The sequence below is a fragment of the Candidatus Sulfuricurvum sp. RIFRC-1 genome, from assembly GCF_000310245.1.
Taxonomy (GTDB): domain Bacteria; phylum Campylobacterota; class Campylobacteria; order Campylobacterales; family Sulfurimonadaceae; genus Sulfuricurvum.
Map to the genome: position 1 here is coordinate 1691327 of NC_020505.1, position 15532 is coordinate 1706858.

The following is a 15532-nucleotide window of genomic DNA, read 5'->3' on the forward strand; positions in this document are numbered from 1 at the left end:
TCATCAAATTATTTTTTTTGAATAAACTGAGTAATTTTACTCAAATTTTTTAATGCTAACGTACTGATACCGCCGATCTTATTTTTCCGTAAAGCTCTCCAATCTTCCCTGCTTTTTCGGATAATATTACGGATACTTTTATTACTTTCACCACCGATACGCATTTTGTAGAGCACACGCGGAATATAAGATACTTTTGTACCACCACTTAACACTCTCAACATAAAATCATAATCTGCCGCAATCTTAAAGCTCAAATCAAACTCACCAAATTTTTCATATATGGATCGTTTTAAAAACAGTGTTGGATGCGCCGGCATCCAACCTAACTTAAGCATTTTCATCTCAAACGGTTGACTTTTCCAGTATCGGAGTACTTTTGAGGTATCATTTTTAGGGGTGTAAATCAGATCCCCATACACGCCATCCGATCCTTTTGAAAGAAAAAATTCTACAATATATTCAACAACACGTTCATCCGAATAGATATCATCACTGTGTAAAAATGCCACCACATCACCAGAAGAGAGGGAAACCCCTTTATTGAGACCATCATAAATCCCTTTATCCGGTTCACTAACGAACTTCGTAATCCGCTCACCATAACTTCGTACTATATCGACAGTTCCATCACTACTGCCACCATCTACAATAATATACTCGATGTTATCATAGGTTTGCGATAGAACTGATTCTATTGCCTCAGCGATGGTATCATGATTATTGTAGACAGATGTGATAATAGAAATTTTCATTCAATGGCTCTTTTTCGTTTTTTGACTGCCGGATTACCTTGATAGATACCATACGCTTCGAGATTGGATACCGCAACCGAACCAACGGCAAGAACACTGTGATTATGACATGTAACACCGGGACAAACGATCGCTTTTGCTCCGATCCATGTCCCTTCTTCGACTGTTATCGGACGGGTAATCAAATCAAAAGTATTTTTTTTATAATCATGGCTTCCCGTGAGCAGATAGGATCCCTGAGAAAGACAAACGTTTGCACCGATCGTGACCTGTGCAAGATTATCGATCCACACACCCTCACCGATCCAGCAATGATCACCGATAGTTAAAAACCATGGGTATTTAATATGAACATTGGGTTTAATGACAACCCCCGTTCCTATTTTCGATCCAAAAAAGCGCAATAGTGACATTTTAAATCCTGACGGAAAGGGAAGAAGCGTTTTAAAAAATATCATGTCAATAAAATACCACACCATCCGATTAAGTGGCTTACCGGGAGAGTAACGAGTATTGGTATACAAGGATAAATTAACGTGCTGCATCGAGATCAATCCCAAAAGTATCTTTAATAACCTGTTTAAGAGATTTATTCTCTTTACGGGCGATATGATTCATCTGATAAATCTTGGCATCGACCAAAAACCGGTACCAAAATCCCTGCAAAAAATGCCAGATAATCCCCTGCCTTCCGTCTAATAAACCGAGTTTAACGAAATAACGCCAATGGAAGTAAAGAAGTGGACGCACAAACAGAGGTAGTGAAGCATAGCGTATTTTAAGCCATCGTTTACGCTGTTCCTGTGTGCCAAAAATATTTGCTTCTACTTCATCATATTTACTAAACCCGTGAATAATATTGAGTATATCGACTGCCTCTCTGGTGGCATAGTTGTTGTGCTTCTCTGTCCACCATGTGAGATTGTTTTTGTTATCATCAACAAGATCATGCTCAAATTGTACGGTTGTTCCGGAACTAAGTTTGATATGTTCATCCATCCAGCGCTGTTCCATCATACCTTTGTCATATTTCCAAATACGTAACAGCCATATTGGGTAATACCCACCATGCTTAATCCATCTTTCCATAAAATAAACACGCCGTTTGATGTAAATACCCGACACATCATCACTCAGCATGTTCATTTTTTCATTTATTTCATTGGCTAATTCGGGCAGTAAATATTCATCCGAGTCCATTTTCATGACCCACTCCGTTGTGATAGGGCAATGTTCCAATCCCCACTGGAACTGAATAGCATGATTTCCGGGCCATCTGTTTTGAAATACTTTTGCTCCCAAAGCTGTAGCAATTTCTACCGTACGATCGGTCGAAAATGAGTCAACAATAAAAATATTTTGAGTGATTGGCAAAAGAGACTCGATACAGCGGCCTATATGCTTTTCCTCGTTAAAGGTCAGGATAATCACGGATATACAGGATTTCATTTGTCACTCATCTTTCGAAATAATTTATAAAACTCATATGCGATCTTTGACCAATCGTATTGTGACACGAATGAGATTGCATTTGCGCTCATCGTTGCTTTATCCTGCTGCAGTATGTATCTCATCGCATTGACGATAGAGTCCTGCTCATTAGCAACCCATTTACCGCAACCTGCTTCTTCTATCCCTTCCCATGGTGTTTGATTACTGGCTATCCCCGGTGTCCCTGCCGCTAAACTTTCGGCAAACGCAATCCCAAAATTTTCCGTATGGGAGGGCATTACAAATAAATCAGCATTGGCGAGAAAGGTTACTTTATCTTCGCCGTAGATCGGACCAATCAGGAAAACTCTTTTTTCAAGCCCTTTTGCCGCAATCTGCCGTACAAGATTATCTCTTTCCCCTTCATCATTCCCAGCTATCATCAAAACGGCATCGGAATCTTCTTGAACGAGGAGACTAAAAGCTTCAATCAAAATATCAAACCCTTTGACTTTATGAAGCCGCCCCAATGAGATGATTGTATGACTAACCTGAAGGTCTAGAGAGGTAAATTTTTTGACATATTCATTCTTAGTAAATCTTTTCGGATTGCTAAATTCGTTCAGATTAATGCCATCTGTGATTAGAACCGTTTGGGCACCGGTAAAAAGAATTTTGACTTCATCAGCTTCTTTTTCGGAGGTTACATGCCACACAACAGACCCGACAAAAGGACGTATGAACCATTTAATCCAGCCTCGTTTAAAGCTTTCACGCTCTTTTAAACACCACTCGCATAAACTCCCTCTAGGCGAGAGGAGTATCTTTTTCCCAAACAATCTCGAGTACAGCAATGCAATCGGGGTAGATACCGAAAATATCGACTGAATATGAACCAAATCCGCCGCTAAAATATCCTTCCAAAGGTTCAATAATAAGGATAAAGAAAAGCGGTTGATCCTTGTTTCATTGTAATATTTAACACTAAAATGCTTTTGCATAGCAATAAATTTGTTGGGAATAACATCCAATTTCTGATCCACATGCGCATTAGTCGTTGAAACATAAACGTCGATCCCGAGCACTGCCAATGCTTCTGATAGGTTTAAAGTTGCATAGATAGGACCGCCGTATTTTACAGCCGGATAAAAGGAGGGGATCACGACACTAAGACGCATCTTATCCCCGGACCTGTTGTTTCAAATATCGACGATAAAAAATTTCTCCGCCACCTTGAAGATGATATAAAAAATCTTTGGAGCTTTCATGTTGGACAAAATTCCGTTTTACAATATCATTAGATTCTGAAAAGCTTCCGGGGAGACAAGAATACTGTAATGTATAACCACTTTTTCTACTTAGTTCGACTACTTTATCGTTAAATCGTCCCCGTGGATAACAAAACTCATTTATTTCTATACCAAACATCTCTTCGAGACGTTGTTTGGATTCTTTGAGCTCTTTAGCAATTTCATCATCTGTTAATTCATCCAGATTACGGTGAGTGAGAGTATGCGAGCCGATAGTGACCAATCCTGTATTTAACAGTTCAAACACTTCAGCTTTTGATAAATAATTTTTTCCACCCATGTATTCTACAATTAAGAAAATTTTAACAGGGATTTGATTTTCTACAAAATAAGAAAAATTTTCATATAATCCACGAAAACCATCATCAAAAGTAATCAACACCTCTCGCTCAGGATGTGTTATTTTATCGACAATCTTATACCCTTGCTCCTGTATGATATCAATATGCTTTTTAAACAGTTCTAAAGGCGTTGACATAGAGGTATAGGAGTCATTACTATGGACATCGTGATAATAGATGACCTTACTTTCATCATTACGGTAAATAACCGACGAACACTTCATGAGAGTTGATTTAATGATTTGTTTCAGCGCCATTTCCACTACCTTTGCCATTTTTGCAGCGCATCTAAAAACCGCTGAACATTTTTTTCCGGCGTAAATTCATCATGATAAATTTTTTCAGAGTTCTTTCCATGTTCATCTATCATATTAGGATTGTCAATATAGAACTGCATTGCTTTAGCAAGTGCCTTGCTATTACCGGCTTGAACCCTAAAACCATTTTTATTTTCTTGAATAAGATGAAAAGCCGCGCCACATTGATCAGTTGAAATCATCGGTTTTCCCAATGCAGCCGCTTCATTTATAACAGCCCCCCAACCATCAAATAATGTAGGCAACACAAATACATCAGCAGAACATATATATTGAGGTACTATCTCAATAGACTTCGATCCGGTAAAAACAACGTTAATCCCAAGATTTATAGCCATACGCACATAGCCTCCATCAGATTTGTCCTGTCCAACAAGAATTAAAAGCCAATTGTGACTATTTTGTAGTTTTGAAAATGCATTTAATAATACGGTTATCCCTTTGCGGTCATCCAAAGAACCAGCATATAAGAACATCAATTTTTTTTCATGCTTTTTAAGATCATCAGGTAATTTTTCAGACTTTCTCATTTTATCTATTGTATAAAACAGGTGCTCAATCTTGTTTTTTTGAACTCCCCAACCTATAAAATCCTGTTTAGCCAAATGACCCTGTGCAAAAACACCCATTGCATACTTGTTTATTTTATTGGCGTAATCACTTTTTAAGATTCTAGAGGCAAATGGTTGCAATAGATTAAACATCCAAACATTATAATGAAGTTTTCGCGCCAGGCCAATGCCGCTTCTTTCGCTCCAGTGAATCCATTTGAGATCATATTTTATCAATTTATTTAAAAGTTCTTTTGTGAATTCGTATGATAATCCGGGAACAATATGAATCCTTTCTTCCCACGCTTCAACAGTATCCAAGGCATCATCAACCTCAGCAATCACATATTGTTCATTTTCAGGAAGATTGTCATTATCTTTCCAACCAAGAGCAGTTCTTTCATCATGGAAGCGCTCAAAATAACGAACTTGAAGGTCAATTTTCGGATGATCAGTTAGCGCTTGAAAAAAATAACTTTGGTGAGGAGATGCAATATTCTCCCAAATACAAATTTTTACAGGAATCGTCTCTCTCTTATTTAGCATTGTGATTGTATGCCTTGTGTTGTTCTTTTTTTAGATCACTTAATACCGTTAGCCCCAAACCGAGATAAAACCAAAACAAAAAGCCAGGTAACCCGCTAATCGAGAAAAGATAAGATTCAACAATGGCATTCACCAGTATAAACGAAAGCATAAATCTGATATTTTTATCTATCTTGGTATTAAAAAGAACTTTTCCTGAAAAATAGAGCAACATAATAAAAATCAATGTTGCCAAAACAGCGCCGTATTGGATATACATGGCAAGGTAAGAATTATGCGGATTTAAAACAAAATGCTGCTCCAATAAAAATAGCGGTACAACGCTCTCATCGATAAAAGCATACTTGTCCAATCCCCAGCCGAACCAAGGGTACTGCTGAAAGGTAGCAAGCCCATAAAAAAATTCCTGATCCCTCCCTGCTGTTGCCGATTCTGCAGACAATCGGTCCAAACCGCTTATAATATGAAGATCTGAAACGATATATAGACTTGCCAAAGCCACAATCCCGAGAGCCAAAATCTTTCGCCACGAGAAACCGGCAATTAAAAATCCAACTAGCACACCAACAACTGCAGCTCGGGAAGTACTGAGCAATACCAAAATAATGGTAAAAATCAGTAATAAAATATTTCTTTTGGAAAAGCTTTTTTCTATCAGTATAAGCCCAAACGCCATTGCAGCCACAAGCCCCAATTCATTTCGAGTCCCGAAAATACCCGCATATCCTTCAGCAACTCCGAGCAAACTTGGTTCCAATATAACACTCAAAGCAAGAGTCAAAAGCAAACCGTTTTTTAATATCTTTGGAAATTGATCTATAAAGTAATCCCGATAATAATAGATTCCACCCATGGAAATTGATAATAGACCGAATTTGACGATCATATATTGCAACGCACTAAAAGAAGGATTTGCGATCAAAGCGACAAAATTTGCACATAAGATTACAACATAAGGGAGAAAAGCTTTATATGTATAGAGCCTCGGTTTGATCACTACCAAAAAAAAGCCATAGAAGATTGTTATAATATAGAAAGTGTACAGCACATAGTCGGTAATAAAATGAAATCTATTCATCAGTGAAAACAGCATTAAAAGCGTAAGTAGGAGAATGATCGTTTTTAGTAATCTGTGTTTCATAATAAACTCTTTTGCATAAAGTCAAGGACAAATAGATCAATATCCAAATGATAAACCGATGTTCTACGTTCTGTCATTCTAAAATGTATCAATTCAGCCAGTCTTCTCTCATCGTGCGGTTCTATCAGAGAATATGTTCGTTCTTCTTTTTTGATCAATTCTTCAATTCCTTGTCCTTTAACGGCAATAACCGGTATGCCCACTTGCAGTGCTTCGGTATAAACACACCCCAATGCCTCATAATATGAGGGAAGGACAAACAAATCCAACGAGTTGTAAAATATATTTAGTTCAGTATGATCAATTTCCGCATGAAACTCAACATAAGACTCAAGCTTATGCTTTGCAATAAAAGCCTTTGCTTCAATCAGTGTCGGTCCGCTCCCGATAAATTTGATTATAAGTGTTTTACCGCTTTCCACCACTATTTTCAATGCTTTCAACAGTGTTAGATGATCTTTTAGCGGCCAAAAGTTGCCGATACACCCGATTGTAAAAATATCGGATTGCTCCACTTCTTCCAATTCATAAAATTTCCCCGTATCAACACCATTATACAAAATATAAGCATTAGGATTGCAAAAACCTTTGATTGCCCCTAATGCATCGATCACTTTTTGACTCACCCCGACATTAAGATCTGTTGTATTGACGATATCAATGAACTTGCGATGCATATAGCTCCTATTAAGTTCTCGTAGTTTACCCTTTAATATCCTGCCGTTCTCTGTTTGAAAAACATCCAAACCATGATGCTGAATAAAATTTTTGATGCCAAACTCATTACCAAGAGCTACGCTCAAAACACCCGCTGGATAGATAACATGTGAATGTATTATGGCTACATCAGACATGGAAATACCGATTGTCTTTTGAATAAACTCTTTTAATCTATAAAGGTTGATAGCCTGAAATAACCCAGGCAATACAGACGATGGAAAATCTAACACTTTAAAGTTATAAACCTTCACACCCTGATACTCATAATTAACGACACTGTTTTTATCGTAAAATGACATCAATTTTATCACGATAACGTCATAATCACTGTTTCTCGTGATCGCTTTGACCTGATCAAAAATATAAGGCCCTCGGAAGCTCTCTTCTGTAGGAAAAAATGGGGTCAGTTGCAGATATTTTTTTTTCATCATCATCCATAAAATATAATTATCTTAAATACATGCTTTTAAACGATCAATTAGCATCTTTGAATATTTACCAATATCATAATGATGATCCCCAGGATCCTTATGTTTCAGATCTGAACGGACAAGATCATCTTCTCCCAGACACTCTTCATCCAAATCGAGGTAATTGATATTTTGGTCTTGGCAAAATTGCAAAATTTGACGGTTAAATTCAAGCGTTAGCACTGTCCTTTCCCTTTGAGTCGCTTCAACTTCTCTCCGCGCATTAGCCACCTCACCTCTGGAGCTATCATCAATGGTCGGCAAAGGGGTACTAATCACCACTACCGGACCAAAAGCTTGTAATGTTTTGATAAATCCGATGTACGTATCGACAGTTTCTTTCAACATCTCATTCACATCAGCCTGATACTTTTTGGCTCGATACCAGATGACAAACCCTGTATCAACTTCTCCAAGCATCACAAGGATTTTATCATAATCTTTTTGATGAAGAGCCTCATCAAATTTTTTGAATGCCTGTGTCGTCGAATTCGGGTTTTCAAGACCGGACGCGGTTGCCCCGCCTACAGAACAAACTCGAAAGTAGGTCAACGGAAAAGCCTGGATAAAATTTCGATGGGAAAAGACTTCGACATGCGAATCGCCTATCACCAGAATTTTCTCCAACGAGAACCTTTGATGGAAGTCCCTGAAAAAATTTGTTATGCTACTACGAAGTGACACCATCCCAAGCTCCTACTGTCGTTCATGCTTGATCATCTGCACGACCGACATGATTTTTTTATAAAATGGCAACCAGTAAACGGCCAGAATAATAACAGTGTATAAAAGATAATCGCTGACTTGCCCGACATAGTCCGGTCTATAATACCCCGTCACACCGATCACTCCAAGCGTCATGACCAAGAGCCACAATGATGACACCGTCCACGGTGTGAATCCGTACCTTTTTTTCACAAAAAAAACATGCAGAAGATTGATCAAAATCAGAGAAGAGGTATTAAGCCAAACAGCCGCTTCCAGTCCAAAGCGCGGGATCAGCCAAAGAGACAACCCCAGCATCAAAATAACATTGCCTACTTTAATATAGATTTCATCATTCTCCCTACCTCCCATCAATAACAGCATACCGGAATTACCAACAAATAAATTGATATAACTGCCAAAAACCAAAATAGCAAGAGGGGTGACAAACATCGCAACATTATCCCCGTACAAGGCTAAAATATCTTTTGCAAACAACATCAGCAAAACGATGAATGGAGCAGTGATGATATTAACGATAAACGTCGAGTCTTTAAAGAGGTACTCGAGTTTCTCCATCTCCCCCACGGCACTCAGTTTTGAGATGAGAGGGGCAAAAACAGAATTTAGATTTACCAGTAAAAATGCCGATAATCCTGCGATAGTCGTCAAAATCGTATAAACGCCGATATCCGAAGCCGGAAGCGAAGTGCTCATAATCAGGAGAATCGCATACCCTTCGCCAAACCCGACCAAAGCGTAAAAATACATTTTTTTTCCAAACCGTATGGTTTCCAAATGTTCAAACACCTGCCGAATAGGAAACGGAACCAATATAGAGAGTTTTGAGCGGTCAAATTTGAAGGTCATAATAATGACGACAAATATAAGCGTCAATACTTCAATCCATACAAAATAACGGATATCATCCGTAAAGGTAAAAACAACAAAGGTCAAAATCGCCCGGACAGAAATAATGACAAATGTTCCGTAAAATACAATTTCCCTGATCTTTAACAAAGAACGGTAGGCAGCATAGAGAGTAGACATGTATAATGTCAGAGGAATATACAATGCTGAATAGAACACTATCTCTTTCAGCGTTTGATCAGCCTCAGCAAATATACCTGCAATCTGATAGTGAAATAACATTACTACTACGGCAGACAGAGCACCGATCCCCAATGAATATTGCAGACCAAACGACGCCAGATGATCAGCTTGTTCCTGTTTTCCTTTTGCGAGCAGCGCCGGCAAATACCGTAGCAATATCTGAGGTACGGCCAGGGCGATGAATACCGTGACAGTGCTAACGACGGTCTGACCAATGATATATTTTCCAAAATCATCCATTCCTACAGCCCGGATCAGATACATTTTTACGAAAAACCCGACGGCAAAACCGAATATCGATCCCAGCATGCTCCAGCTAGCTTGGTTAATCACCTTGGTCAGCATAAAAAGCCTTGCTCCTTAAACACCTTAAAGTATCTCATCAAAACTCATATCCAAACATCCGGATGTCATTTTGATACAACTCTGCGACCTTTTGTATCATTTCAGGGGTGTAGGCCGCACGGTAATTTTCCTCTTTACTCTCACCTGTTTTATTCCGGTGTTGCAGTGATGACCCTTGCTGCAGGACCGAACGGATATGTTCAAAATCAAACTCAAAATGTTCAAAACGTCCGACATAATCAACAACAAGATTCATCTGTGCATCATAAATATAACGATATTGGGGGATAAAATGAGTCCATGTTTCGATATTGGCTTCATTCATACCCTCCATTACAAAGGATTCAAACGAATCATAGTTTTTCAGCACATCGTCTGAAAACTGTTTATCCAAATGGTTCATCCCCCCATTTTTTAAAAAATTATAGGCCGATAGCAATCTATCCCATGGATTTCGTACAAATGTAAATTTAAAATAACTTTCGTACCGTCTCTTTCCATACATGCGTAAAAATCTTTCATAGGTTGGATGGCCAAATCCGTTTGCTTCTTCGCCATAAAGACTTTTAATAATAGAAATTCCGCCAGCTTTGGGAATATGTATAAAAATACTTTTTGTTTCATCAAATCGATAATAGGTATGCTTAGGGGTTTTTCTGAGATTTTCGTACTCACGGTAAGTCTCACGATCTTTTATAGTTCGACGGACGAATTCTGGCACTAATCCCCTATATAATCTTTTCATTAATTTTTCCATCCCACAATAATTTTATATTTCATACACATAAATTTTCCAAAAATACTCTTTATTTTGGAAGACCTTCAGCAATCTGATTTCTGGATTCTTTTCCAGTTCATAAGCAGAAAGCAGATACGTGACACTCAGTTTTTTCATTTGCTGAAAATTAAGTTCTGACACATTTATGATTTTGGCTTCAGGCTTATTTCCCATATATACAGATTTCAATTGTGAAACTTGCAAATAACAATTGCTTCCCCAATAATCAAATTCCTTTTTTAAATCAGAATTACTACTCAAAGTTTTTTCAATAATTTTTCTAAATTCATATTTATAGCTTAAGGGATAATTTGCGCTATATCCTCCGATTGTTTGCATTCCATTGTATTGGGCAACAGCAGGGAAAAATCCTAAACAAGCCACCGTTGATTTGTTTGCATCGTAATTCAAATACGTTTTTATGTCATAGAATAATTCTGGCGAATAAAATTCTTGAAATGAGGGCTGATCAGCCTTTTGTCCAACATAATAATCACTCTTAGAAAAGAGATAGCCTATCTGCAATAGTAGTAAAATCGATACAATATAAATGGAATATTTAAAATATCTGGCAATAATACTTAAAGCCAGAGCGAAAACAATATACCATAGCATTGGATTAAGCCATGCGATTCTACTCATATTAAACTCTTTGAATAATAGAACCTGTTCTTTAACATAATCAAAGGGAGGGTAATACCACAATTTTAAAATAAAAGAAAATATGATAAGCAATATGATCAATTTTAGGATTAAAAGATAATCTTTATCCCATTTTTTTAGTGTGATCATCGTTGCTAAAAAAAGTGATAAACCTATAAAATAGGTATGAAAAGTTTCAACATGAGCATGATGTCCATAAACCAAATAGGTGGAAATTGATTTTAAGTATAAATAAATATTATTTACATCACCATTCATTGCTTTTGCAATTGACATCTCGCTCCTATGGGATACAAAATCACTGGGTAATAACATGCCAAATACCAATCGATAATTGATGATTAAAGAAATAAATGTTAAAAAAGTAATGGCAAAAAATAATTTGCGATGCAGTGTTCTGGTTTGTATTAGATCATAAATAAAAAAAGAAAAGGCCAATAATAGAAAAAAGAAATGAACTAAAACAAGAGAACTGTAAAAAGGGATAAATGCGATGATGAGCCACTCAATCCATGTGTCTCTATTTTTATAAATATTTAAAAATGCGAATAACACCAAAGGCAGACCAGCGACAGACAAGCCGGCTGAAGGCCAAAAAGGCAATAGAGCAAATGACAGTGCAACACCGTGTATAATTATTTTATTTGCAGTGGATAATTGATCGACAATAATATATTTTTTTAATAAAAAAAACATACCGACATACGCAACTACGCGCATAAGCAATTGATTGATAGCATGAGCATAGACAACTCCGAACCAAACATTTAGCCACAGTACCATATCTAATTCATTTCCGAATGCTATGCGTGGAATCCCATTCATCATAGTATTAATTATTGTGGACGAAGAGGCGAATATGAGATTATTATCTATCAATATTTTGTGCCAAATAACATTGGAATCTAAATGATCGCCAATCCGCATATAAGCATCTTCCCCAAATATGAACCATGGCGCGATATATAAAATGATTACAAGTAAAGAAACAATATGAAACTTCATACTTGAAATTAGATGTAAGAATCCTAATTTATTCATAAAAATCCACTATTGATTTGATGATTAATTCCAAATCTTCTATTGTCAAACCATAGTAGATAGGCAATCGTATCAGCCGTTCACTTTCTTGTGTTGTAAAATCATCATTGCCTATAAACTCTCCAAACGTCAAGCCCGCTACAGCGCTATGGAGTGGAATATAATGAAAAACAGCCAAAATACCATTTTGTTTTAAATGTTCCAGAATCTCAGTTCTCTTTTCTAAATCTTGAACTTTAATATAGAACATATGTGCATTGTGAGTACATTCATCTGGCATTTTTGGTAGTTCAATGAAGCCTTTATTTTCCAGCTCTTTTAAACCGGAATAATATAATTCCCAAGAATGGAGTCTATTACTATGTATCTCATCAACTTTTTCGAGTTGCCCCCAAAGATAAGCAGCACTTAACTCATTTGGCAAATAACTGCTGCCTATATCTACCCAGCTGTATTTATCAACCATTCCGCGAAAAAACTGACTACGATTTGTCCCTTTCTCACGAATAACCTCTGCGCGTTCGCTAAAGCATTTATCATTGATAATTAACAAGCCTCCTTCGCCGCCACTGGTATAGTTTTTTGTTTCATGAAAACTAAAGGATCCCAAGTGTCCAATGGTTCCAAGTGCTTTGCCCTTATAACTGCTCATCATTCCTTGGGCAGCATCTTCAATAACATAGAGATTGTATTTGTCTGCTAGTTCCATTATGGTGTCCATCTCACAAGCCACCCCTGCATAATGGACAGGAACGATCGCTTTTGTCTGCTTGGTTATAGCAGCTTCGATAAGGGTTTCATTTATGTTCATGGTATCTGGCCGAATATCGACAAAGACAATTTTAGCTCCCCTAAGGACAAAGGCATTTGCGGTAGATACAAAAGTATAACTTGGCATAATGACTTCGTCTCCAGGCTGTATATCAATCAAAATCGCAGCCATTTCAAGAGCGTGTGTACACGAGGTAGTTAAGAGTGCTTTTTGACACTTCAAGTTCTCTTCGAACCAAGTATGACATTTTTTTGTAAAAGGACCATCTCCCGATATTTTAAAGCTTTTCATAGCTTCTAATACATACTGTTCTTCGTTGCCGGTTAAAGGCGGTTTATTGAATGGGACCATTTAAATACTCCTGCTCGTCACAATAATTCCAGTAACAATTAAAATTAAACCTGCAACTTTTTGCCAAGTTGCAGGTTCATTCAAGAAAAAAACCGAAAATAAAAAAACTAATACAAATGCACCGCTCATAAAAGGATAGGCAAAACTCAGCTCAAATTTTGTCATCGTCGCCATCCAAAAAAAAGAAGCAATAAATGCTGATGCAAAACCGCTGAATATCCAAGGATCAAAAAGCAGCTTAATCAAAAAAATCAATTTATCGGAAAAAAGCTCAGGCAATGCTCCGTAGGTAGTAATTCGCCATTTAAGTATCAACTGTCCGTAAACAGTAAAAAAAATAGTTCCTACAATATATAAATAACCTATCATTTAAATCTAACCCTATATTTTGTCATTGGTAATAAATTATCGCCTTCTTCACTTACCATTTTTTCAACTTTTATTAATCCGTTTTTACATATAACCACTGGGCTCCCTTGATCAATGAAAATCATTTTCCCGACATCTCTGTTTTCTATAACAACATCACCAAATTCAGAAACTTCTAATATTCTAACTTTTTTATTATCAATAATGGAAAATGCCCCCGAATAAGGAAATCCGACTGCATTAATAAAGCGTATGATATCACTTGCATGATTATTCCACTCTATATGATAATCTTCTTCATCTCTCCATATACTATAGCTTGCTTCACTTTCAGTTTGCACCAAGGGGACAAATGTATGGTTATCAATATTGTCAATTACTTCAATTACCAGTTGTTGATATAATTTTGAAACTTCAGCTATAGCTTCACCTATCGTTAGTGGATAGGTAATCGTTATTTTTTTTTGTCCTAATATGTCACCTTTATCAAATTCCGAATTAGCAAATATAGCAGAAACCCCTACCTCATTTTCTTGATTGATCAGTGCATTAACCAAAGGGGCGAAACCTCTGTACTTAGGCAAAATAGAATCATGTAATACAATTAAATTTTCACTATCTTTGATTAGCCAACGCCAACCGATAGCAAATTTGTACAAATTCGTTTTATTATTTTCATCATATTCATTTCGGTCAAACAAAACAATATTGTTTTGTTTACAAATAGATACAATATCTTCGTAGTAATCGTTTTGTACATTTTGGTCTTTACTGCCTACCACGTATTCTACCATTGCAGGAGCATATCTTGTACATATCGCTTCTAAAACTTTTTTTCCTTTTTCATTCATTAAAAACAATATTATTTTCATATTACATCTTTTATAATATATACAGGTCTATTTTTTGTTTGATCGAATGTTTTACCGATATAAATACCAATAATACCCAATACCATGATTATTAATCCTCCTAAAAACCATAGTGACATCATCATACTTGCCCACCCTGGCACTTGATATCCAGTTAGTAGTGATTTCATTAACACTATACAGGCGATCATAAAAGATATACTTGAAATAAAGAAGCCTGTTTTTACTGTTATTTTTAAAGGTTTATCAGAAAATGACAACATAATATCTATAGATAAGGATAAAAGTTTACGAAGTGAATAAGAAGAAGTGCCAAAAGTTCTTTTCGCATGTTTAATTGGAATTGTTACCGTATTGAATCCTACCCATTTTGTCATAACTGGGAAATATTTTATTTGGTCTTTCATTGACAAAATAGCATCGATTGATTGCCTGCTATAAACTCCAAAATTTGCCACAGATGCATCTTGTTGTGTATCTGTTAAATAACTCAATAGATTATAGAAAAATTTTGACCCTAATCTTTTAAAATAATTATCTTGCCTTTCAACTCTACTGGCAAAAACAATATCATAGCCCTCTTGCGCTTTATTATACAATTTGATGATCTCTTCGGGTTGATCTTGAAGGTCACAATCCATTACAACTACCCAATCACCTTTTGCATAATCCAAGCCGGCTGTTATCGCATAATGCTGACCAAAATTGCGGGATAGATCGATCCCTTTTACCCGCGAATCTTTACTTGCCAACTCTTTTATACCCTTCCATGCATTATCAGGACTTGCATCATTAATCATAATGATTTCAAAATCATTTGTAATGGATGATAATGTTTTTTCCAGTCTTAAATAGAGATCATTCAAACTTCCACAACATCCATAAACAGGTGTGACAATAGAAATATGTATATTATCCATTATTTTTCTCCGAATTACATT

General features: G+C 36.6%; 16 protein-coding genes. All 16 read right to left on the reverse strand.

Annotation, left to right across the window (positions count from 1 at the left end; all coding sequences use genetic code 11):
* Nucleotides 1-8 precede the first annotated feature (8 nt).
* Nucleotides 9-755, reverse strand: a complete 747-nt coding sequence (locus B649_RS08500) for a glycosyltransferase family 2 protein (protein WP_015654112.1) — start codon at nucleotides 753-755, stop codon at nucleotides 9-11.
* Nucleotides 752-1300, reverse strand: a complete 549-nt coding sequence (locus B649_RS08505) for a WcaF family extracellular polysaccharide biosynthesis acetyltransferase (RefSeq protein ID WP_041192687.1) — start codon at nucleotides 1298-1300, stop codon at nucleotides 752-754. Before B649_RS08505 ends, B649_RS08500 begins: the two co-directional genes overlap by 4 nt.
* A complete protein-coding gene (locus tag B649_RS08510) occupies nucleotides 1287-2204 on the reverse strand; it encodes a glycosyltransferase (RefSeq protein WP_015654114.1) in 918 nt (305 codons plus the stop codon). Before B649_RS08510 ends, B649_RS08505 begins: the two co-directional genes overlap by 14 nt.
* The gene (locus tag B649_RS08515; protein ID WP_015654115.1) at nucleotides 2201-3364 is read right to left on the reverse strand and encodes a glycosyltransferase; all 1164 of its coding nucleotides are present in this window, start codon (nucleotides 3362-3364) and stop codon (nucleotides 2201-2203) included. The genes B649_RS08510 and B649_RS08515 overlap by 4 nt, the downstream gene beginning before the upstream one ends.
* 1 nt (nucleotide 3365) lies before the next feature.
* On the reverse strand, nucleotides 3366-4094 hold the full coding sequence (locus tag B649_RS08520; protein WP_015654116.1) for a polysaccharide deacetylase family protein: 729 nt from the start codon (nucleotides 4092-4094) through the stop codon (nucleotides 3366-3368).
* A gap of 5 nt (nucleotides 4095-4099) precedes the next feature.
* Nucleotides 4100-5251: a glycosyltransferase family 4 protein gene (locus tag B649_RS08525; protein ID WP_015654117.1), complete on the reverse strand. Its 1152-nt coding sequence runs from the start codon at nucleotides 5249-5251 to the stop codon at nucleotides 4100-4102.
* Nucleotides 5241-6392 (reverse strand): O-antigen ligase family protein, encoded by a 1152-nt coding sequence (locus B649_RS08530; protein WP_015654118.1) that lies wholly within the window; start codon nucleotides 6390-6392, stop codon nucleotides 5241-5243. The genes B649_RS08525 and B649_RS08530 overlap by 11 nt, the downstream gene beginning before the upstream one ends.
* A complete protein-coding gene (locus B649_RS08535; protein ID WP_015654119.1) occupies nucleotides 6389-7540 on the reverse strand; it encodes a glycosyltransferase in 1152 nt (383 codons plus the stop codon). Before B649_RS08535 ends, B649_RS08530 begins: the two co-directional genes overlap by 4 nt.
* 24 nt (nucleotides 7541-7564) lie before the next feature.
* Entirely contained in the window at nucleotides 7565-8209 is a 645-nt protein-coding gene (locus B649_RS08540; protein WP_015654120.1) for an SGNH/GDSL hydrolase family protein, read from the reverse strand.
* A 69-nt stretch (nucleotides 8210-8278) separates the two neighbouring features.
* Nucleotides 8279-9745, reverse strand: coding sequence for a polysaccharide biosynthesis C-terminal domain-containing protein (locus B649_RS08545; RefSeq protein ID WP_015654121.1), 1467 nt, complete (start codon nucleotides 9743-9745; stop codon nucleotides 8279-8281).
* Between the two features lie 37 nt (nucleotides 9746-9782).
* Nucleotides 9783-10502, reverse strand: coding sequence for a sulfotransferase family 2 domain-containing protein (locus tag B649_RS08550; protein WP_291750868.1), 720 nt, complete (start codon nucleotides 10500-10502; stop codon nucleotides 9783-9785).
* Between the two features lie 12 nt (nucleotides 10503-10514).
* A complete protein-coding gene (locus B649_RS08555; protein ID WP_015654123.1) occupies nucleotides 10515-12227 on the reverse strand; it encodes a DUF6044 family protein in 1713 nt (570 codons plus the stop codon).
* Nucleotides 12220-13350 carry a dTDP-4-amino-4,6-dideoxygalactose transaminase gene (rffA, locus tag B649_RS08560; protein WP_015654124.1) on the reverse strand — a complete coding sequence of 377 codons (1131 nt, stop codon included), beginning with the start codon at nucleotides 13348-13350 and terminating at the stop codon, nucleotides 12220-12222. Before rffA ends, B649_RS08555 begins: the two co-directional genes overlap by 8 nt.
* Complete coding sequence (locus B649_RS08565; protein ID WP_015654125.1) at nucleotides 13351-13719, reverse strand: EamA family transporter; 369 nt, start codon at nucleotides 13717-13719, stop codon at nucleotides 13351-13353.
* Nucleotides 13716-14591, reverse strand: a complete 876-nt coding sequence (locus B649_RS08570; RefSeq protein ID WP_015654126.1) for a formyltransferase family protein — start codon at nucleotides 14589-14591, stop codon at nucleotides 13716-13718. The genes B649_RS08565 and B649_RS08570 overlap by 4 nt, the downstream gene beginning before the upstream one ends.
* Nucleotides 14588-15511, reverse strand: a complete 924-nt coding sequence (locus B649_RS08575; protein ID WP_041192690.1) for a glycosyltransferase family 2 protein — start codon at nucleotides 15509-15511, stop codon at nucleotides 14588-14590. Before B649_RS08575 ends, B649_RS08570 begins: the two co-directional genes overlap by 4 nt.
* Nucleotides 15512-15532 lie beyond the last annotated feature (21 nt).

Coding starts and splice junctions, on each gene's coding strand:
- B649_RS08505 (WP_041192687.1), bottom strand. CDS start 1,300: ATGCAGCACGTTAATTTATCCTTGTATACCAATACTCGTTACTCTCCC.
- B649_RS08530 (WP_015654118.1), bottom strand. CDS start 6,392: ATGAAACACAGATTACTAAAAACGATCATTCTCCTACTTACGCTTTTA.
- B649_RS08545 (WP_015654121.1), bottom strand. CDS start 9,745: ATGCTGACCAAGGTGATTAACCAAGCTAGCTGGAGCATGCTGGGATCG.
- rffA (WP_015654124.1), bottom strand. CDS start 13,350: ATGGTCCCATTCAATAAACCGCCTTTAACCGGCAACGAAGAACAGTAT.
- B649_RS08500 (WP_015654112.1), bottom strand. CDS start 755: ATGAAAATTTCTATTATCACATCTGTCTACAATAATCATGATACCATC.
- B649_RS08510 (WP_015654114.1), bottom strand. CDS start 2,204: ATGAAATCCTGTATATCCGTGATTATCCTGACCTTTAACGAGGAAAAG.
- B649_RS08555 (WP_015654123.1), bottom strand. CDS start 12,227: ATGAATAAATTAGGATTCTTACATCTAATTTCAAGTATGAAGTTTCAT.
- B649_RS08550 (WP_291750868.1), bottom strand. CDS start 10,502: ATGGAAAAATTAATGAAAAGATTATATAGGGGATTAGTGCCAGAATTC.
- B649_RS08565 (WP_015654125.1), bottom strand. CDS start 13,719: ATGATAGGTTATTTATATATTGTAGGAACTATTTTTTTTACTGTTTAC.
- B649_RS08515 (WP_015654115.1), bottom strand. CDS start 3,364: ATGCGTCTTAGTGTCGTGATCCCCTCCTTTTATCCGGCTGTAAAATAC.
- B649_RS08575 (WP_041192690.1), bottom strand. CDS start 15,511: ATGGATAATATACATATTTCTATTGTCACACCTGTTTATGGATGTTGT.
- B649_RS08520 (WP_015654116.1), bottom strand. CDS start 4,094: ATGGCGCTGAAACAAATCATTAAATCAACTCTCATGAAGTGTTCGTCG.
- B649_RS08525 (WP_015654117.1), bottom strand. CDS start 5,251: ATGCTAAATAAGAGAGAGACGATTCCTGTAAAAATTTGTATTTGGGAG.
- B649_RS08535 (WP_015654119.1), bottom strand. CDS start 7,540: ATGAAAAAAAAATATCTGCAACTGACCCCATTTTTTCCTACAGAAGAG.
- B649_RS08570 (WP_015654126.1), bottom strand. CDS start 14,591: ATGAAAATAATATTGTTTTTAATGAATGAAAAAGGAAAAAAAGTTTTA.